This window comes from Bariatricus massiliensis, from assembly GCF_900086725.1.
Classification (GTDB): domain Bacteria; phylum Bacillota; class Clostridia; order Lachnospirales; family Lachnospiraceae; genus Allocoprococcus; species Allocoprococcus massiliensis.
Map to the genome: position 1 here is coordinate 819173 of NZ_LT574837.1, position 20928 is coordinate 840100.

A 20928-nucleotide genomic window follows, 5' to 3' on the forward strand; every position below is an offset into this window, starting at 1 on the left:
TCCTTTTATTTTTTGTTAGTCCGCCTTGCAATTGCCGGCATAATAAGCCCTAGCCCGATAAGAATGAACGGTGTGATAATATTAAGCACAAGCTGGAATGTATCCTCTGAATAGATTCCTAAAATACACGCGAAGGCAGTGAAGATAAAGCACCAGCCGCCCAGCGCCATTCCCAGCGTCCTGTTCTTGACAAAATAATACTCCGAAGAGAATTTGTCCCCGGCCTTTTTCAAAGCCACATAGGCCACAAATACCCAGAGATAACGCAGCGGCATACATACTGAATTTAATTTTACCAGCCATCTTACCAGTACGTCAACACTGCTTATGCCAAATGCCGGAACAACAATGAGAATTGCGACAATCACAAATACAAGCTTCATACCATTGACATAAGTACCGTTCTTGTTCTGCTTCAGCATTGCCTTCGGTATGTAGGTCTCATCGGCGCTGTCAAGGAGCATGCGGAGCGGTGCGTCGATAGAGAGTATGAGTACACTGAGCTGGGATATCAGATTGGTCAGGGCGTACAGCACGACGAACAAATCTCCCACCTTATAGTACTCGCCCAGCTTCTGGAATGCATAATAGGCCCCATTGGTCATCAGGTCGGCCGGAATATTATTGGAATCAAACATCATTCCCAGCGCGACTGTCCCAAGGATGGCACAAACAGTTACCATGACAGCCAGCGCAATCATACCCTTTGCAAAATCTTTTGCCGGGTTTTTCATCTTATTAACATAGGGTGAAATCTTTTCACATCCACCGACTGCAAAAACTAAAATAGACAGGTTCAGGAAAAATTTCGCGTCAAATGTAGGCATAAATGTCTTCACAGACCAGTCAATCTTTGTAAGGCTTGCTCCGGTTATGGCAGGCGCGGCCAGCATCATCAAGATAAATAACAGGGACATGACAAACATAGCTGTTCCGGCAAGTGTACCCATCTTTTTCAATACGCCGATTCCCTTTGAGGACGCATAGATAGCGACAATAAAAATAACCAGACAGAGGAACTGCATCAACATAGTGTTCATGCTGCTGACACGATTATCTCTGAAAACCGCCCAGCTCCCCGCTATAAGCGCGCCACTTGGCTTCTGTGATATATAAGGCATATGCACGACCCAGTAAGTCCACCCTGCCATATATGCCATTCTCGGTCCAATCGTCTCCTGTATCCAGGAACTCACTCCACCTCCTGCATGTTTGAACGCACTTCCCATCTCTCCAACCATAAGGGAGTACGGCACAAAATAAATCGCAAAGATTAACACCCATGATACAATCGCTTTGAGTCCATTGTACTCTGAAAATCCGTTGATGACGTTTCCAAATCCCCAAACTGCGGAAAATGCCATAAACGCAAGACTATACCACAAAATCTTCTTGTCATTTGACTTCATCTTTTTAACCTCTCTTTTTCTTTCTCTCTGTTTTGTTTTCCCCAGCAGGAAATCTTTCATTTCTTGCCTTAGCCAATATAACATAGTCTGCCATTATGCACAATATAGTTTTGTATTTATGGTGTATTTTTGTGTATTATATATAATTTTTTATCTTTATTTTTGTGAATTTAGCTTTAGTTAAAATTGATGTGGCTTTTTGCATTTTTCTTCCCGGGTTCTTTCATTTCACCCCCTAAATATACTTTTTCCCACACCTTTCAAAGGCGAATATGAATATTAAAAACAGATATCCGTCATTATAATCTCCCGCTTATATGTCCTATATAAAAATAAGTATTTGCTTTTTCTTTTTCATTGTACCTACTATGCCGAAACTTGATGTTTTCTGAAGAAAAGTCTTATAAAAGGAATCGAGATGACCGTTAATACTGTATAGACAATCGCTCTTACAGAAAGGGCGTCTAAAACCAAGCCGCCAAACTGATAAGAAACATATTTGCCAAACTCGGGCATAGTGGAACGGTATGGAAGCAGGAACAATAGTTGATTGTATATCCCTGCTATGCCTGTCGGCGTCAAGAACATTGGTATGAATAGAACAGGTACGAGTACAGCTAATACCAAATAAGGTGTTTTCATTTTTGCGGATAACAGTAATGTCAGTCCAGCCATCGCAATCACTACCAGATAGATTACCCCCAGATTAATAAGGGTCATCTGCAGTAAACTAAGCGGATACGGAATTGTCGTGCCCAATATCTGCAAAGGCAGATTCCACCCGTCCACGCCAAAAAAGGCAAGCGGAAATCCGCAGGCAACAATGAGATGGACAGTAAACGCTAGAATAGCAAATAAAAACGAAGAAACAATTTTTGCGGTAATAAGTTTTGTTCTCCCATATTTTGCGGATAAGATGACCGCATCCGTCCCCGCCTGATATTCACTTGCGAATACAGGGGCTATTACAATGCAGACCGAAAGTATGGCAAACATTAAGAGTTCAAAACTCGTTATAATTACTTCCCAGCCTTCGTGATATCCATAACGAAGTGGTGTCTCTACGTCGTTGTTCATCTCCCGCCAATATTCTTTCTGTTTCTCAGACATATCCCGCGAGGAAGCGTTGAGAATTGTTTCAATCTTCTCGTTTCTCGCCTCATAAAAATTCGCTCCACCGCCCAAGTCCAATTCGGGCAAACTGTTATACCCTGCATATGCGCCTTGTTCTGCGTAGTTTGTGGCAATTAAACGCAAAAGTTTTTCCTTCGGCGCTATGTTCTCCCAATACGCGTCCCCGATTAAAAATTTCTCATTTCCGTCAAATCCAACATTATCCGGATTTTGGAAAAGCTCATTTACTTCCTGTACGGTTTCTTCGACGAACTCATCGGTCAAGCTAACGGAATATTGGGACGCCTGCTCTTTTTCGTACTTGATGCCCTCCGTACCTTGCAGTACGCCATCTTGATTGTATGTCTGATACTGCATAATAGGGAGGCCAAAAAGAAATGCCGTCAAAATCAGGCTGATTGTCATAATGAGCAGTGTGGACTTCTTGCGCAGTATTTTTAAAAGTTCATATTTAATCAATGTTCTCATTGCTTCCCGCCCCTTTCACTTTCTACTTCTTCCGCAAAATAATATAAAAATAAGTCCTCCAAACTAGGCTTTACGGTAATCGCTTTCTTGGACGGCGGTATATCGCTCACAATCCGTAAACGCACCGCATTATTTTCATGATGAAGATTAACGACCGAAAAGCGGCCATTATATTTCATAGCCTCACGCTCATCCACTAAAAGTTCCCACACCTTCCCCTCAATACAATCGGTAACCGTCCCCATTGGCTCCTGCAAGAGCAGTTTCCCTCTTTTCATCATCAGGATTGTATCTGCAATGTAAGAGACATCAGAAACGATATGAGTGGACAAGATAACAATTTTTTCTTTGGCAAAGTCAGAAATCAGGTTACGAAAGCGCACACGTTCTTTAGGGTCAAGCCCTGCCGTAGGTTCATCCAAAATCAGGATAGAGGGATTGTTCAGCTCTGCCTGCGCGATGCCCAGCCGCTGCTTCATCCCACCAGAGAACGATTTAATCTTTTTGTCTGCCACATCTTGCAGATTGACCATTTGAAGAAGATTATTTGTTCTGTGTTTCGCTGCTCTTTGCCCTATCCCTTTTACCGCCGCGATATAGAGCATGAATTCACGGGCAGTAAAGTCCGGATAAAAGCCAAAATCCTGCGGCATGTAACCTAAGTGAGCGTAGTATTTCTCGCCCAATTCCTCTAAAGTCCTGCCATTCAACCGGATACTGCCAGATGACGGCTTCAAGACACCGCAGATCATACGCATAAGTGTTGTTTTGCCTGCGCCGTTCGCTCCCAGCAGGCCATATACGCCGGGCGTTAGTACAACATTTATATCGTCCACGGCGCATTTCGCTCCATACTGTTTTTTTAAGTTTTGTAATCGAAGTTCCATCTTTAAAACCTCCCATCTATAATAAAAAAGTAGGTGACCTATGCTCATAGCATAAATCACCTATCTTAGGCTGTACTTTTCCGTACCTTAATTCTATCTTAATTTATAAGACGTGGGATAGAGATGACGAATTCTGTGCCCGTTCCCGGCTTACTCGTAACCGCAATATCCCCGCCGTGCAGAATGATAATCTGCTTGGCAATCGCAAGTCCCAAGCCGCTTCCTTCCGCTTTTTGTTCTGTACTTGTCCCTCTGTAATACCGGCTAAAAAGCTTTGATAACTCCTCTTCGTCCATACCATTTCCATTGTCGCGGATAGAAATGGTAATCCTCTTGTCACTCTCATCCGAAACATAAACCGTTACCTTTGTTTTCGGTGGGTTGTGGACAAAAGCGTTGATAATTATATTTTGAACAGCCCTGCGGAATAAGTCCTCGTCAATTTGTGCGGATATTTCTGAATTGCTGCAGTCAAGTTCTATATCGTTCCCGGCAAATTGTGGGTCATTTATCTCATCGATTACCCATTCTCTTAAACTATGGACAATGGAAACTTCCTGCGGGTGATACGGGAAAGCTCCGGACTCCAGTTGATAGGTCAGCTTCAAATCATTGATCAGCTTTTCCGTATGATTTACATTCTTCAAAATGATTGTACCGAATTCTTGTATTTCATCGATATCAGCCAGCTTACCATCCGCCAATAATTCGGCGTATCCCTTGATTGGCGACAGGGGAGTTTTCATATCGTGCGTTATGTTTGCAATCCACTCTCTACGTGTCTGTTCCGTTTCATCCTCTATTTTATCAGCGTGTTTAATTTCATCGTCCATTTTGTTTAATGCTCTGTAAACCTCACTGAAAGTGCCATTTTCTTTTATCGGCTCATATGTGCGCCGGGAAATATTCTTAATTCCGCCCGAAATTTTGGAAAGCTTATGGGAAAGCCAAAAACAGTATGCAATCACGAAGAGTAAGAGTGCAGTAAACGCAATAAAAATAGCAGCTCTCACCATTGGGGAAAGCCGTCCAACATTTTCTCCATTGTAATATAGCATATATTTTCCGATTGCATACGGGAAACCAACTATGTAATTCCAAGTGTTTCCCTCATCTTCAAAACTATTTACAAATACCGTATAATTTTCATCGTAGTTATCCGTGCCAAACGAAATCAGCTCAGAAGCCAAATAGCTGTCAGGATAGTCTTTTGGCTTATTGTGCGAAAACACTTCACGTCCACTCTCATCGACGATTTGTACCCATAACCCATAATCATCCAGCCTTTCCAATCCCATTTCTTCTACACAAATGTCTCCGTTTTCACTGTAGAGCCAAGTAGAAAAGCTCTTCGTAAAAGTGCTTGGCCATGAGGCTAAACTAAGCCCTTCCGGCTCTGGGATATAGAAAATATAATAGACCATGCCCATTACGATGGCGGCCAGCAATAAGACGATACTTGATATGAAGGCCACTATCCGCAGCAATAATACGTTTTTATTTCTCGTTTTCATCTGGCACCACCATCTTATATCCTAAGCCTTTCATCGTGATGATATATTGAGGAGCGTTTGGATTATCTTCCACTTTTTCACGCAAATGCCGGATATGGACCATAATGGTATTATCACACCCAAAGCTGTCCTCACTCCAGACCGCCTTGTACAATCGCTCACGGCTGATAACACGCCCTATATTTTCTGCCAGATAATATAAAATTTCAAACTCTCTTGCAGTCAATTCAATCATCTGATTCTTTTTCGTCACCCTGCATCCTTCAACGTCAATGACCAAATCTCCAACTTTAAGCAGTTGATTCTCTGACGTTTTTTCCATATAACCCGCTCTGCGCAATTGTGCTTTTACTCTATACGCCACTTCTTTCGGACTGAATGGTTTTGTGACATAATCATCCCCGCCAACGGCTAACCCCAATATTTTATCAAGTTCATCATTTTTAGAAGAGAGGAACAGGATAGGGCTGCGGGAAAACTGCCGTATTTGTCTGCAGACCTCGTATCCGTCAATGTCGGGCAGCATTACATCTAAAATAATCATATCAGGCTGCTGCTCCTCGCAAACCTTCACGGCAGACATACCATTTTCTACTTTTAAAATATTTCTAAATCCCTCAATATTCAACGCTTTTTCAAGTAAATTTAGTATATCTCTTTCATCGTCCACAACCATTATTTTATAATTTTTCACTATATATCTCCTTGCTTTACGATAGATCAGACACGGCTATCTGTACGTTTCAGGCCTTCGTTATATGCGTTTTATATATTATATCCGTCTAAATGAATAATATCAAGCGAGGAAATAAGGACGGGCAAGGTATCAGCCCTGCCCGCCCTGATTTTTAATCTTTGCTTTCTTTTGCTGGTGCTTACGCAGCCCTTCATATACCAGCCGCATAGCCAGATTGATGAACAGCAGAAGCATACACATGGCCGCGGCCGGAGCGGTCTGCCCTGCCCCCTGCATACTGACGATCATGACCGGCGCGATGGGAGAGGCCGGTGAATAAAGGAATACCACAGCGGATACCGTTACCAGCGAATTCACAAAGAAATAAACCCACATCTCACAGATGGCCGGAAAGCACATCGGCAAGGTCACCCTGCGCAGTGTCTTATAAAACGGCACCGCCAGTGATTCTGATACCGTCTCGAATTCCTTGTCAATCCGTTTCAAGGCCGTAGTCGCCGTGGAGAATGGGACAGAATAAAAATGAACCATGTTTGCCAGAACAATGATCCATATGGTTCCATAGATGCCGTGGAACGGATTTACCAGTGCGTACTCCGTGAAGGGAATCTGAAATATAGGGGCGTTAAAAAACATGATAAAGCTTAACCCGACCACAGTCCCCGGAATCGCCAGTGGTGTGATAGATAGGAAATACGTGATTTTTCTGCTAATAACAAATTTTTTGCTCTTTTCTATCATATAAGCCCCCACAAATGTGAGTATCGTTCCCAAAAACGCCGATATGACAGAAATCAAAATAGAATTGCGGAAAGCGGCCGCCCCGTTCCCCGCCGCCGCATTGCTCAAATCATAATTGGACAGTGTGAAGGTCAGATTGTACGGCCAAAGCTTAATCACGGAGGCAAAAAGAGCCACCGCAAAAAAAAGCAGCATTGCCAGAGAGATGATAAAGCAGAAGACCGTGGCGGCAAAATCGCTTGATCTGTGGGGTTTGATCTGATATGGCACTGCTTTTGCACTGATTGCCGCGCTCTGCTTCTTGCTCGTAATGCGGTCTACAACAAATGACAATACCGCCGGAAACAAAAGTATGATTCCGACTACCGCGCCCATATTAAAATTCTGCTGGCCGACAACCTGTTTGTAAACATCCGTGGCTAGTACATTATAATTGCCGCCAACTACAGAAGGCGCGCCAAAATCTGTAAAACTGTATGTAAAGGCCACAAACAATGCGCTGACAAGTCCATACTTCACATTGGGGATAGTGATTGTCAGCATCTTCCGAAGCGCCGAGGTGCCCATCGTTTCCGCAGCCTCATAAAGCCGGTTGTCCGCAGCCGAAAATGCTACCATAAGGATGGTGGTGGCCACCGGGAAACAGTAAATGCTCTCTGCGATGATTATGCCCACCTTGCCGTACAAGGGAATCGCAAGCCCCAGCGCCGTGAGAATCCCTTTATTCCCAAACAGATAAATCAAGGCAATACCGAGAAGCATAGTAGGCGCGAAGATAGGAATCATCCCCACATAGCGGAAGAACCCTTTGAACGGAACATTTTTTCTGGACAGCGCATAGGAAAAAAAGAAAGCGAGCGTCACCGATATCAGCGTGGATGCGATGGCTACAAAAAATGTATTTGAAATCGCGTACACCATGGATCTGCTGCTGAAATACTTGGCGAACTGCATGAGGCCTACAAAGGCCCCATTCTTATCCTGGAATGCCTTGATGAATAGTGTGCAAAGCGGGCATACAAGAAACAGTATCAAAAACACCGCCACCGCATAGATTGCCAGAAAACGCACGATATCTTCTTTCGTGCAGTGCTGGATTTTTTCTTTTATTCTGTTCATTTTCTCCTCATTTCCTTCCTATACCCGTGTCTCGAACGTCAGCATTTCCTCTCTGGGAAGCTTTATGAACACATTGTCGTTGACGTGAAATTCCATAGCTTTTGCGGTCTGGAACGGGACGTCCACAGCCAGATTCAAGTCTCCGTAAATGATATGGTTCACATTTACAGACACTCTGTCATAGAATCCTCTGAATTCAATGTCTGTAATTTTGCCTCTCATGTCCGACTCCTGTTTTTCTCTGCTAATGGCAATCTTTTCCGGACGGATTGCCGTCTCGCCCTTTTGGCTGAACCCGTATGCCTTGCTCTTCCTATCATCTATAAAATTAATGGAGCCGATAAAGTCTGCCACGAACTGATTCTCAGGTTTCTCATAAATCTCTTCCGGTGTCCCGGACTGCATGACCACCGCTTTATTCATGACGATAATGCGGTCGGCCATGGTGAGCGCTTCATCTTGATCATGGGTGACCATAATCGTCGTCAGCTTTAATTCCTTCTGGATATTACATATCTCTTTTCTGAGGGAAATCCTCACCTTCGCATCCAATGCGGACAGCGGTTCATCGAGCAGTAGAAAATCCGGCTCCGTAGCAAGCGCCCTCGCAAGCGCCACCCTCTGCTGCTCCCCTCCGGACATCTCCGATGGCAGGCGGTTCTTGGCATTGGAAAGCTTAATCATATCAAACAGACGGTTCACCCTCTCCTCGATATCTCTTGTCTTCATTTTCTTATTGCGCAGCCCATATGCCACATTTTCGAAAGCACTCAAGTTGGGGAACAACGCATAAGACTGGAACATAATGCCGAAGTTCCGTCTGGAGGGCGGAAGATTTGTCACGTCCCGGTCTCCTATGTATACTTTTCCCTCGCTGGGCTGCTCTAAGCCGGCTATAATACGCAGAAGCGTAGACTTCCCACACCCGGACGGACCAAGCAGGCAAATAAATTCGCCTGCTTGGATGTCCAGATTCACATTGTTCAGTGCTACGTTCTTATCAAATACCTTCGATACATTTGATATTTTCAAACTTACACTCATGAATCCACCTCTATTCTTCCGGTGCACTCTTCGCGTCATAACGCTCGGTCCACTCATTTAATGTTTCTTCTCGGTTCTCAGCCGCCTTATCAAAATCAATATCCGGAATCAGCTGGTCAATCGGGTTCGATGAGTATCCTTCCGGCACTTCATCGCCTACGCCTGTCGCGACAATCGGATAATTTGTGGCATATTTCTTCATCACGTTCTCAGAAATTGCCCAGTCAAGGAATTTCTTGGCAATATCCTTCTCTCCGTCCTTTTTAATCAGGGCATTGGCTTCCATATCCCAGCCGGAACCTTCTTTCGGGAAAACCGCCTCGCAGATATCACTGCCTACCTCTTCAGCAGATATCAGGCATCTGTAGCCAAAAGAAACGCCGATGCCGTATTCTCCTGCTGCTGTTTCTTTGGCCGGCTGGCTTCCTGAGTGCATGTAAACGGCAACGTTCTTATCCAGCTCGTCTAAGTAATTCCATCCCTCTTCTTCTCCCATCAGGCTTAAGATACCATTTACAGTGAGAAGTCCTGTTCCTGAGGAAGCCGGGTTGGACATAGCGATTAGTCCTTCGTATTTCGGGTCGAGCAGCTCTTCATAGGACTTTGGCACCGTGTCGATTCCTTTTGATTCTAATACTTCTTTGTTCACTATCCACGCTGTCTCCCACGCGTCGATGCCCACCCATGACGGAACGTCTGCGCTGTCTTTGAACTGGTCAAGGATGTTCTCTACACCTTCCGGCGCATATTCCTCAAGCATTCCCTCCTGCTTTAACACAAGAAGGCTTGTCGCGGAAAGCCCCCACACCACGTCCGCCACCGGATTGTCCTTCTCTGCCAGCAGCTTAGAAGTGATGACACCTGTAGATTCTCTTGTTACATTTACCGTGACATCCGGATTCTGCTCTTTAAACTCTTCCAGATAATCGTTCACCTGCTCATCTTCCAGTGCAGTGTATACATTCAATACATTTTCATCTTTTTCTGACGACTGTGTGCTCCCGTCCGCATTTGCCTTTGTCACACACCCTGTCAGGCTTGTCACTGCCATTAATGCAGCCATTGCAAGTACAACTAATTTTTTCATAATCTTCTCAAAACCTCCGTTGTTCTCCTGATTTTCTTTTTCTGATTCGTTGCCTATTATATCCGGTCATTTTTGAATTCTCGTGGAGTTCCTGTTAGAATTATGAAAAATTTAAAGATTCAAATGTAAAATTTTCTTAACGTTGAGCTGTTCCTCCCGATTCCTCCGCCTCCCACCTCGTCCAAGGCCGGGTAGGCCTGTCCTTTAGATAAGGGCGCAGGTAGTTAAATTGAGGGTGTTTCTCTAAAAACGGCTCCACGTAAAAAGGCATCCCACAGGAGCTCCCCCAACGGGCATGGAGCGCGAGGCTCTCTGCGTCTTCTGCCGCCGCCACCAAGCCGTCCACGGCGCCCCTTGGCTGAAAGGGCACGGGACGGCCGGGCTGGCTCATATATGCCCTTTCATCCAGCTCATAGTGGGAGCACACGGTTCTGGAGCAAGGATTTTCCTTCCCAAGATACACATCGTAATGGTCTGACAAAATCTGCTTGGCGGTCCCGCTGTCTATCGCCCCTTTGTAACGCTCCATAAGCTGGGGAATACGCACCTGCCTTGCGCCTTGATGTCTGCGGATATCCCCATAGCCACAGTTGTCACATTCCAGATTGCGGATACGGGGGTCCTCCGGGGCGTTAAATCCTGCATAATATCCATCCGTGGTCTTGTCCACTTTGAAAAATTTGAGCCCCGCCTCAAATCGCATAATCTCGTTCGTCCCCACATCTCCCACCAGCCAAGTATTTGCGTATCCTCCATTATTGTGTTTCCAGAATTTTTCTACAAAAAGATTCAAGGTGTCCGCATACTGAACCGCCAGACGGATACGGGCAAATTCCGGGACGCCCTCCGGCTCATAGGCGCAGAACCCTCCAATCGTAGTCTCCGATATCATCAGTCCCTGCCCCTTCCCCGTCTTCGTGAGATAGAAGTCAGACATGGAATGAATGTATCCGGGCTGCGACTGCATGATAAAAGGATATCCCTTGTCCGGCTCCACATACTGAATCACGTTCGAATGATTACTGTTCTCATAAGGCGTAAAGCTATTGTGGGCAAGCACAATCCTCCCGTCTGCGGTGTAAGAACCGGTGGCAATGAACGCACTGCAGTGGTCATGCGCCCCCGATATAAAATGTTTCCTTGTCCTGCCGCCCCCTTGTCCGGGCAGCCTCTCATAGATAGCATCGACGGTCGTCGGAAGCCAATAGTTGGTCAGCTCCTCAAATCCATTCCACAAGATAATATCGTCCACCGTAATTCCCGCTTCCGGCCGCACAGAACAGACACCCTCCGCGATGGCCTCCATCTCCTCGTAAAATTCCAGATAAGGCTCTCTCCGAAGCACCTCCCGCCATTTATGCAGAATACTGCCCGCGTCATATAAAAAACAATCCCAGCTCAGGCCTGTCTGGAGTATGGCAAGCTCCTTCGCCTCCCGAATCCCCGTGACAATCTCCTCCGCAAGCAGCCGCCCATGCTCATATCCCCGCTGTGCCGCAGTCCCCCTGACGCAAATATAACTCCAGCCATTCTTGTCCTTACGATAGCTCTCCTTACTCACACCCTCTTCTCCTTTTACAAACAAAGTTCTCTATTTTATAAAAAAACCATTATTTATAATATACCTTTACCCGGGTATTATTATAAATAATGGCATAAACGATAAATTTTATTGACCGTGTATAGCTGGAGCCAAGTCTCCATATAACTGCCCGGCGCTGCTTATATGCGCTGGATACGCCCCCAGTGGAGCGCTGCTTCTTTCATACCTTCCGTGGAAATCGCTTCCTCCGGTGAGGAACAGCCGGTAACATTTGGCCGCCTCTTCTGCCTGCCGCCTGTGCTCCTCCGTGTGGGAGGGATGATTCCATTCTATGCCGTCAAGTCCGGCCTCCGCCAGCCTGCCGATAATATCAAAATTCCCCTGCTGCCCCGGATGTGCCAGAACCGCTGCTCCACCGTCAGCTTTGACCGCCCTCACCGCCTCCTCGGCGGCAGGATATATGATATCAAAATCACATGCCCCGCCGTTTTTGAATATCTCCTGATAAACCGCCCCGAACATTTCCTCGCTCTGTCCCGTCTGCACTAAGTAATCAAAAATATGCTGCTTGTAGATACTTCCTCCGGCAAGGGCCTGTATTTTCTCCACGTCCATTTGGTATCCCAGACGTTCCAGTATGCCAATCTGCCGCAGACAGTTCTCCTGTCTGTGGGCCAGTGTCTCCCGCCCCAGCGCTTCGATATGTTTTCCCCGGGTATACCCGTAGCCTAAAATATGCACTTTTTTCTTACCTTCGAAGTCATACGCCGACAGCTCCACCCCCGTGACGGCTTGTATGCCGAAGGAAGCGGACAACTCCTTGTGCTTTGAGGCACTCTTTGTTGTATCGTGGTCCGTGAATGCAATATGGGTGATGCCCTTTTCCTTCGCTTCCCGCAAAATGGTCTCAGCCGTCTCACTGCCGTCTGAGACATCCGTGTGTACGTGCAAGTCTGCAAAATACATGGCTCTTCCTCCTAGCAAAATGTTCCCTGAGAAATATTATAGACTTTGTCGCACAAGCCCTCCATAAATTCTAAGTCATGGAAAATCCCTATCATGGAAGTCCCCTCACTTTTCAGCTTGGCAAGCAGCTCCTTTACCAGCCGCTTTGTATGATTATCCAGAGAGGCGGTGGGCTCGTCCAGCAACAGCAGACGCGGCGCTTTTACCATGGCGTGGGCCAGATTCAACCTCAGCTTTTCTCCTCCTGAAAATGTATTCGGATAAATATCCCACAAATTCTCATGGAGCTTGAAATAGCGCAGCATTTCCTCAGCCTTCTGTGAGGCTTCCTCGTAGGAAAAGCCTGCGTCCAGCGCGCCGTTTATCACATGCTGTCTTGCCGTGGTTCTGGGCAGAATCGACAGAAACTGGGAGACATACCCCATTTCCGCCTTCCGCAGATGAATAATCTGACGCTCCGAGGCGGTAACCAGATCTAGCTTTCCATAAGAGAGGGAGTCGTAAATCACGCTCCCCGTTGTCGCCAGATAGGTGCGGTAAATACAGCGCAGCACAGTGGACTTGCCCGCCCCGGAGGTGCCTACAATCCCGATGAAGCCTCCTTTATCCAGAGCAAATGAAATATCCCTGCAGCTTTTTATTTCCCGCTTTTGTTCATGCAGGAAAAAGTCCTTTGACAAGCCTTGAATCTCTAATATTTTTTCCATATATCCTCCTAATCTACCTCGCGGTAGTGACAGCGAAGCACACATTCTCCCGCTACAAATACCTGCTCCAGCGCAGGCCGTCCAGCCCTGCTTCTCACCACCAGCATATCAGCTGCCTTGCCCGTCTCTAAGGAGCCTAGCATCCCATCCAGACCGACTGCTTTGGCAGGGTTAAGCGTCACATAGCGCACCGCCTCCCAGACAGGGATATCCTCCTTCTCAAAGAGGCAGAACACGGCCTGCAGAAGCGCCTGCGGATAATAGTCCGAGACGAGAATATCCGCCGCTTCCTCCCGGATTGCCTGAAGCGCTGACAGATTGCCGGAATGGGAACCCCCGAGCAGGATATTGGGAGCGCCTACAACCGTAAGGAATCCCCGCCTTCTGGCTTCCCTCGCCACCTCCATAGTAATGGGAAACTCACTGATGGAAACTCCTAAGGCTTTGTTGACGGCTAGCTTTTCCACGGTGTCGTCGTCATGGCTGGCCACCGATATTCCCAGCTCATGGGCAAGTTGCGCCATGACTTTTAACTGCTCCTCCGTGACGGTGGCTTTCTGAAGCTCCGACTCCACCAGCTTCTTGAAATCCTGCTCCGAGAGATTCCTCCCTTCATCGGGCTGATGTCTGCGGTAGATATCCAGATTCTTATACTGTCCCTGTCCGGGTGTATGATCCATGAACGACAGCAGATCCACATACCCCTTTTTCATCATTTCCATCACATCGTCATAACAGGCCAGATTGTCAATCTCATAGCGCAGATGGTATCTGTGCCGGATTAGCCGCTCCTGATGGCGGTATCTGGCCGCCAGTGCCGCCAGCTTCTTCACCTGCGGCGCCTGCCGGATTTGCTTCACATCCCACGCCCCCTCACGGAACATGGATATAGAATGAAACATGGTGGTAATCCCGCAGCCTGCCAGTACCTTCTCCGCCTCGCCGAACCCCATCTCAAAGTCCATGACCGCGGTACTTCTTGGCTGGATATAAGATTCAATCATATCGGAATGAATGTCGATGATTCCCGGCATCACATAGCTTCCGTCCACATCATATATCTCGTCCCCTTCTTCCGCGCCCGCCGGACATATCCCTGTAATCTTCCCATCCGCAAACACGATGTCATGGCCCTCCAACAGGCAATCCTTCAGAACCAATCTGCCGTTCGTAATTCTTGTCTTCATATACCTCTCCTTTGTCTAAGCCTCTTTATCCTACAGCAAAGAATGTACGAGCTGCTGCGTGTAAGGCTGTTGTGGGTCGTCCAGAATCTGATCCGTCAGTCCCTGCTCGATAATTTTCCCGTCCAGCATCACGATGGTCCTGTCCGCCAGCATGCGAATCACTGCCAAGTCATGGGATACGAGCATAATGGAGATATGGAACCGCTGGCGAATCTCGCGAATCAGCTCCAGTACCTTAGCTTGAACGGAAAGATCCAGCCCGGTCGTCACTTCATCCAGAAGCAGAATCGCTGGATTGTTGGCAAGGGCCTTTGATATCTGCACACGCTGCTGCATACCGCCGCTGAAGTTTTTAGGCGGCTCTTTCTTTCTGGACTGTAGAATCTCTACCGCATCCAACAGCTCTTCCACCCGCTCATTCATTCCTGAAAAACTCCTCTGACCTGCCGCAATCAGCTTCTCCGCGATATTCCCCGCACTGGAATAGTCCATGCGCAGCCCAAGCATCGGGTTTTGGTACACCATCCCCATCAAATGATTTTTTATATATTTTTTCTGCTGAAGGCTCTGTGCGAAAATGTCTGCCTCCCCGCCGCCAAAATCCCGAAGAAACCCACTCCCTTCTGTAACATCAAAATCAAAGAACAGGCTTTTCATCAGCGTAGACTTTCCGGAGCCGGACTCTCCCACGATTCCCAGAATTTCCCCCTCATACAGCTTTACATTCATGTCATTGCACGCCCATACAGTCTTGCAGCGAGGACATGTGTTTTTATGCAGTTCTCCTCCGTTTCTGCAATAGTCACAAGTCTTCCCGTACCGCACGGTCAAATGATCGATTCTTAGCACTGGTGTTTCCATGTTTTTTGCTCCCTTCTTCCTCTGCAGAACCCGGTGTCACTACATTCGTATACTTTCTCTCCGGTCTTCTCGTCAATCAGTTCATCCAAGTACACGCCCGTCGCTTGGCACAACCGGCAATGCTTCCCTTCAAAGTCCTCTGCCTGAAAGGGTATATCGTCAAAGCACATGGACACCACGTCGGTATGGGGAGGGATGGCATAGATTTTCTTTTCCCGTCCTGCGCCAAAGAGATAGAGTGTTTCACTGTCACTGAGCTTTTTGTTATCGTATCTGGGAATGGGACTTGGATTCATGACATAACGCCCCTCCACCATAACCGGATATTCTGAGCTCACGCTGATTTCACCATATTGCGTCAAGTCCTCAAAAAGTGACAGCCACATGGGACTATACTCGGCCTCTGCGTGCATCTGCTTCGTCACAGACTCCTTTGTCTCCACAATACGCAGTGGTTCCGGTGTAGGCACCTGAAGTACCAGAATCTGGTCATTTCTCATGGGAATCTCCGGTATCCTGTGACGGCTCTGTATGATACTTGCCTCTTCTGAGTCCGATGTGATAGCTACGTCCGTACACTCCTCCACCAGCTTTTTAATATTCACCGCGTTGACACTCTCATCGCTTCCCTGATCGATAACTTTCAACACGTCTTCTCTTCCTATGATGGAGAGCGTAATCTGGATTCCGCCGGTTCCCCAGCCTCTTCCGATAGGCAGCTCTCTGGAGCCAAAGGGCACCTGATATCCGGGAATCGCCACTGCTTTCAAAATACTTCTCCGTATTTCCCTCTTAGACCCTTCGTCTAAAAAAGCAAAATTATAATGTCTGGCATCTATCATTTCCCTTCCTCCTTTGCTCTCACACGGTCCAGCTTTGACTGAAACGTCACATAATGGGGCAGCTTGAGATGGGAGATGAAGCCGCTCATCTCCAGACAATCCCCGTGGGTGAGGACAAACTCTTCATCCTGCGACGGTGTATCTCCCTTAGTCTCAAGGCTGGCATCCGCGATTGACATGGCAATGGCTTTATTTTCATTCCTTCCAAAAATCAAACCATACCCTCCGGATAACGACATCTTGTCAAATTCCTCATCCGTCTCTGTGTGAGACGGCACAAGGGCCTCCACCTCGGTCACCAATATTTCCCCGATACAGAGCGACTCCTCTTCGTCCAATATGTAGGGGACATCAATCTCTATATACCCGCACCTCAGCTCTGATACGGTGGGATGTACCGCGCCATATCCCCGCATGGAGCTATAGGCCACTCCTCCCAAAAACCCGGCGTCACTTCTGGCAAAGGTCTGTAGTCTGGCGCTTCTCGGAGCCGGAAAGGTCAGCAGATTGCTTGTCACGTCAAAAGGCTCTGTATTGTCCTCCTCTACTTCTTCAAGCACATGCTCCTCTCGAAGTATGTCCGTCACACGCCCACAGCGAATATCTTCTCCCGATTCACTCCCGACACCTTCTCCCTCTTCTGCTTTTTCTCCCGTCTCTTCCTCCATCAAGGAAAAATCAAGGAGCCGGTGGGAATAGTCATAAGTGGGCCCCAATATCTGCCCGCCCGGTATATCCTTAAAGGCGGCGGATATTCTCCGAATCAGACGCATATCCCGTGTGTCTGCCGGGCAGGAATAATAATTTCTCGGCAGCGTGGAGCGATAAGCTCTCAGCAAAAACACCGCCTCCTCCACACTTCCTTCACACTGCTTTAACGCAAGCGCCGCATATTCAGGGGAATAAAATCCCGCCTCACTCATAATCTTGTCCACCAAAAGCCCCATATTTTCTTTGATGCCAGAAACCGTAATGTCCTCCCTGCTCTCCCGGAAAATCTCCAGCAGCTTCAGCGATTGTTCGATGGCTTCCTTCCCTCCGCTTACTGCTACATATGCCATGTTTCATCCTCCTCTGCTATTTTCACAAGACGAGGGATTGCCAGCAGATTTCCCGCGCCATCGGTAAATATCAAATCTACGCCAAGCGGATACTCTATATCCAGCTTTTCCCGCATCCTTATCACCTTTTTAATATAGGGACAGACCTGTATCACTTTCTCCCCCTTAATTCCCGGCCCGCTGATTGTCATGTTCTCCGCCCCGTCCACACTCTTGCACAATAAGAATATGGTCGCCGACTGCTGCGGATCTGCGTAAGTGCCATACTTTACATTTTTTAAAATCTGCTCCATGGAGCCATAGTTCAGCTCTGAAGACAGAAAGACATAATCTGCCTCACAAAGCCCCGCCTCTCTTGCCAGCGTCAGGCTGTGTAATTCGGCCGAAAGCGCCGGATTCTTTTCCACATACAGCCCTTCCTCATTGTCCAGCAGGGTGCATCCAAGGGCAAGAAGAGATGGATGTCCTTTTTCAAACCTTCCGGCCTGCTCTTCGATACTTTTTTTCTCCCCCGGATTTGCCAATGCGCTCAACAGCTCCCGAAACACCTTCTGCGCATCATGAACAAAATCAAACCGATATGCCGTCTGCATTTTTTCTGCCATTTCTTATTCCCCCATCACATTGAAATTTACTTTTGACTTTCTAAGCTGCCGGTTCAACGCTGCCCGCCCCTCAGCCTGCTCCCTGCCCAGTTCACGTATTTTATCTATGACAATGGACGCTTTGGGTTCACCCACACAGTTGAGATATCCGTCAATTACCGCAGCGTCAACAGCCTTCTCAAAGTCGTCACCTGCAATCACAGTCATCCCGCGGACTCCATTCACAGTCACCATACATTCGGTCGCCAGAATTTCACCCAGATAAAACAATGAGTTTTTTACCGACTCCCGCACTTTCACCATAACCAATGTTTTCTGCGGCTCCTTGAGCATCTTAATTTCGCATTCCCGCTTAATCTTTCCGGCAAGCTCCGCCGTCTCTTCTGTCGAAGCCTTTGCCAAAATTGCAGACAACTCCCGCTTTGTCATATAGCTTCCTCCTTCACATAGGAATTTTTCTTTTCTTGTGCATCTTAATGAACTTTTGTAAAGTTGCCAACTTGGCTGTGTTAATTGTTTGTAAAACATACGCTTTTGTATTGAGCCTTGGAAAAAGCTGCTGTAAGATTAGGTACAAGCAGAAAGTCGATATATAGGAGGTAACGGATGAAGCAGAACTATACTTGGGAGATGATAACAGATATTCTAATTAAGGAATTCGGGCAGGAGCTCTATAAAAAAGGAGAAAAAATGCCCAGTGAAAATAAAATGGCAATCCGTTTCGGTGTGACGCGCAGTGAAATACGCAAAGCCTATGAGCGTTTGAAAGAACTTGGATATGTTTATTCTATGCAGGGATACGGAAGCTTTTTCTCTGGCAAACGTGAAAAAATACGTCTGTTCATGAATAATGAAAGCTTTTCCCGAAAGATGGCTACCTTAAACCTTCCTCTGGAAACCCACAATTTAGGCTGCCGTAAGGTTCAGAATGATTCGCTGATACACAGTATGCTGGGCGTTGATCTCACGCAGGATGTCTATAAAATCACAAGGCTTCGGGTTCTGGACAAGGAGCCTATCGCCATCCATGTTAGTTATCTGTCCGAAGACCTTTTCCCCTGTATCGCCGAGGACGGGACAGAGATTACTTCTCTGTACGACTATATGCACAACTGTGGCTATATCCACCTCCATTCGGAAAATGCCCAGCTCACCGTCTCCTCTTTGACAAAAAAAGAGCGTACCCTTCTTGATATCAAAGGATACGCTCCCAGTCTCGTACTGACCTCCCGCTGCCTGTCACAGCCGGCCGGAACCGTACTGGAAATCGCCCGCACCGTTTACCGGAGCGATAAATTTATATTTGAACTTTGAAGAATCATTCCCCTGCCTCTACCGTATGCTGGGTGACACGAAAGATAATAAATTCTGCGGGGCGGACCGGCGCAACTCCCACATTACATATCAGCCTTCCGTTTCGAATATCATCCGGTGACATCGTGGACGGACCTAGATCAACAAAATAGCTCTCCGCCTCACTGCCCCCCGCCAGCATCCCATTTCTCCACATTTGGGTCAAAAATAAAGAAATAGACTTACTGACTCTTTCCCACAGCATCTGGTCATTTGGCTCAAATACAACCCAATTCGTATTCGCCTTAATACTTTCTTCCACATAGATTAGAAGACGCCGGATATTGACATATTTAAAGGCCGAATTGTTGCTTGCCGTTCTGGCTCCCCAAATCCGGATTCCAGAACCCGGTATGTTGCGAATCAAATTGACCCCGATAGGGTTCAGACTATCCTGCTCCACCTTTGAAAACTGTACGGAAAGTCCAGTACACGCTACAGTCTCATTGGCCGGCGCCTTGTGTACGCCCCGCCCGACATCCGTTCTGGCGTAAACTCCCATCACAGCGCCCGACGGTGGAAAGTAAGCGTTTTTCTTGCTCAAACGGTCAAATTGTTGAATCCACGGATGGTACATGGCTGCATAAGTGCTGTCTATCCTTTCCCGGAATTCCGTGAGCTCCTTCACTCCTGACAATTCGGCTGGCATATCAATGACTGCAAAGCATCTTTTTGTATTTTCACAATGGGCAATCAGTGAATCAATCACCTCCGGCATAGTAATCCCCGGTACGGCCAGAATACTAACCGTGGTGTTCTCCAAAAATGCTTGAATTCCCGTGCGCCTGCCCGGTCCGTTATCCTTTCCTGTAAAAGTCGCGGCGGTCACCCTATTCAGGGTCCCGTCGCTGCCGCCTGCAAGAACAACTTCTTCCGCTCCCGCAATCGCCTCCGACGGCTCCCGTATTTCAGTAAATAACCCAGCCTTTATTTTAATCAGAGCACTCTTCTCCAGTCTGGCAGCAATATAATTGGGGGAAGGCGGGTTAAGGTTCACATCCTCGTAGACTTCCACTTCCTCATTATACTGGGCAGAAATCTGCATCTCTGCCATGCAGAGTACTTTCTCCGGAACCAGCCCCGTGTCCACCACATCCCGGCTGAAGGGGCGTGCAAATGTTATCTGGCGGTCAGAGATGGATTCAATGCGATTATATTCACCGTCAATTACCACGATACTTCCTGCCTCGAGTCCTGCCGTTGATTTAGCCTTATACTCTAGGTCACTGATTTTCTCTAACAACTGGAACTTTTTCTTTGCTGTCGGATTCACACGAAGCACTATCTGGTTACCGTAGCTTCCTTCATCCGCCGCACTAATATGTAAGATTCCTGCCTGTGCCTGTGCGGCCGCCGCATTCTCGGGAACCACTCTTGAAATATAGCACCGTGTGCCCCCGTTCATAAAAAACTGTTCCACACTGTTCGCCAGATACCGGTACTCTCCATGTGTAGTCTCACTCAGATAGTTCCCATATTTTCGAACAAAGTCTCCAAAATTCGTGACCAGCACCGGCGCTCCTGAAGTAGAGCCTCGCCGCGCCATTCCTACAAACCCTGCCGTACTTGTTCCCACCCCTTCCATTGGCCGTGGTGAATTATCAAATTCTTCTATATATACCCCCGGTGATAAATATTCTGCCATCTGTACTCTCCTTTTCTTAGTCCTCTATACTACCAACCTCTTTTGTTTATTGAGATAA

The 20928-nt window shown here is 47.2% G+C and carries 19 protein-coding genes; 1 reads left to right on the plus strand and 18 read right to left on the minus strand.

Translation table 11 applies throughout. From position 1 onward, the window contains the following. Window positions 1–5: 5 nt before the first annotated feature. The 17 genes from BN6465_RS10070 to phnG form a co-directional block, all read right to left on the minus strand. Window positions 6–1409 (minus strand): APC family permease, encoded by a 1404-nt coding sequence (locus tag BN6465_RS10070; RefSeq protein WP_066735245.1) that lies wholly within the window; start codon window positions 1407–1409, stop codon window positions 6–8. 366 nt (window positions 1410–1775) lie between these two features. Next, a complete protein-coding gene (locus tag BN6465_RS10075; RefSeq protein ID WP_066734207.1) occupies window positions 1776–3011 on the minus strand; it encodes an ABC transporter permease subunit in 1236 nt (411 codons plus the stop codon). Beyond that, window positions 3008–3898, minus strand: coding sequence for an ABC transporter ATP-binding protein (locus BN6465_RS10080; protein WP_066734209.1), 891 nt, complete (start codon window positions 3896–3898; stop codon window positions 3008–3010). The genes BN6465_RS10075 and BN6465_RS10080 overlap by 4 nt, the downstream gene beginning before the upstream one ends. A 98-nt stretch (window positions 3899–3996) precedes the next feature. After that, window positions 3997–5412, minus strand: coding sequence for a sensor histidine kinase (locus tag BN6465_RS10085; protein WP_066734211.1), 1416 nt, complete (start codon window positions 5410–5412; stop codon window positions 3997–3999). After that, window positions 5396–6088: a response regulator transcription factor gene (locus tag BN6465_RS10090; protein WP_066735248.1), complete on the minus strand. Its 693-nt coding sequence runs from the start codon at window positions 6086–6088 to the stop codon at window positions 5396–5398. Before BN6465_RS10090 ends, BN6465_RS10085 begins: the two co-directional genes overlap by 17 nt. A 150-nt stretch (window positions 6089–6238) precedes the next feature. Next, a complete protein-coding gene (locus tag BN6465_RS10095; protein WP_066734213.1) occupies window positions 6239–7969 on the minus strand; it encodes a putative 2-aminoethylphosphonate ABC transporter permease subunit in 1731 nt (576 codons plus the stop codon). 18 nt (window positions 7970–7987) lie between these two features. Continuing rightward, a complete protein-coding gene (locus BN6465_RS10100) occupies window positions 7988–9013 on the minus strand; it encodes an ABC transporter ATP-binding protein (RefSeq protein WP_066734216.1) in 1026 nt (341 codons plus the stop codon). A gap of 10 nt (window positions 9014–9023) precedes the next feature. After that, a complete protein-coding gene (locus tag BN6465_RS10105; RefSeq protein WP_066734219.1) occupies window positions 9024–10100 on the minus strand; it encodes an extracellular solute-binding protein in 1077 nt (358 codons plus the stop codon). A gap of 136 nt (window positions 10101–10236) precedes the next feature. Continuing rightward, complete coding sequence (locus BN6465_RS10110; RefSeq protein WP_066734222.1) at window positions 10237–11661, minus strand: C45 family autoproteolytic acyltransferase/hydolase; 1425 nt, start codon at window positions 11659–11661, stop codon at window positions 10237–10239. Window positions 11662–11769: 108 nt separating this feature from the next. Continuing rightward, the gene (locus BN6465_RS10115; protein ID WP_066734227.1) at window positions 11770–12609 is read right to left on the minus strand and encodes a PHP domain-containing protein; all 840 of its coding nucleotides are present in this window, start codon (window positions 12607–12609) and stop codon (window positions 11770–11772) included. Window positions 12610–12620: 11 nt separating this feature from the next. Continuing rightward, window positions 12621–13316, minus strand: coding sequence for a phosphonate C-P lyase system protein PhnL (locus BN6465_RS10120; RefSeq protein ID WP_066734230.1), 696 nt, complete (start codon window positions 13314–13316; stop codon window positions 12621–12623). A gap of 8 nt (window positions 13317–13324) precedes the next feature. Then, window positions 13325–14503, minus strand: coding sequence for an alpha-D-ribose 1-methylphosphonate 5-triphosphate diphosphatase (locus tag BN6465_RS10125; RefSeq protein WP_066734239.1), 1179 nt, complete (start codon window positions 14501–14503; stop codon window positions 13325–13327). Window positions 14504–14533: 30 nt separating this feature from the next. Further along, window positions 14534–15364, minus strand: coding sequence for an ATP-binding cassette domain-containing protein (locus tag BN6465_RS10130; protein WP_066734242.1), 831 nt, complete (start codon window positions 15362–15364; stop codon window positions 14534–14536). Continuing rightward, window positions 15346–16206 (minus strand): alpha-D-ribose 1-methylphosphonate 5-phosphate C-P-lyase PhnJ, encoded by an 861-nt coding sequence (locus tag BN6465_RS10135; RefSeq protein WP_066734249.1) that lies wholly within the window; start codon window positions 16204–16206, stop codon window positions 15346–15348. The genes BN6465_RS10130 and BN6465_RS10135 overlap by 19 nt, the downstream gene beginning before the upstream one ends. Beyond that, entirely contained in the window at window positions 16203–17267 is a 1065-nt protein-coding gene (locus tag BN6465_RS10140; protein ID WP_066734251.1) for a carbon-phosphorus lyase complex subunit PhnI, read from the minus strand. The genes BN6465_RS10135 and BN6465_RS10140 overlap by 4 nt, the downstream gene beginning before the upstream one ends. Then, window positions 17255–17872, minus strand: a complete 618-nt coding sequence (gene phnH / locus BN6465_RS10145; protein WP_066734263.1) for a phosphonate C-P lyase system protein PhnH — start codon at window positions 17870–17872, stop codon at window positions 17255–17257. The genes BN6465_RS10140 and phnH overlap by 13 nt, the downstream gene beginning before the upstream one ends. Before the next feature lie 3 nt (window positions 17873–17875). After that, window positions 17876–18301, minus strand: a complete 426-nt coding sequence (phnG, locus tag BN6465_RS10150) for a phosphonate C-P lyase system protein PhnG (protein ID WP_066734265.1) — start codon at window positions 18299–18301, stop codon at window positions 17876–17878. Between the two features lie 177 nt (window positions 18302–18478). Here phnG and BN6465_RS10155 point away from each other — a divergent pair, with 177 nt between their 5' ends. Next, window positions 18479–19186, plus strand: a complete 708-nt coding sequence (locus BN6465_RS10155; protein WP_066734267.1) for a GntR family transcriptional regulator — start codon at window positions 18479–18481, stop codon at window positions 19184–19186. A 4-nt stretch (window positions 19187–19190) separates the two neighbouring features. On the opposite strand, the gene BN6465_RS10160 is transcribed toward BN6465_RS10155, so the two are convergent. Continuing rightward, the gene (locus BN6465_RS10160) at window positions 19191–20870 is read right to left on the minus strand and encodes a phage tail sheath family protein (protein ID WP_066734269.1); all 1680 of its coding nucleotides are present in this window, start codon (window positions 20868–20870) and stop codon (window positions 19191–19193) included. Between the last annotated feature and the right edge of the window lie 58 nt (window positions 20871–20928).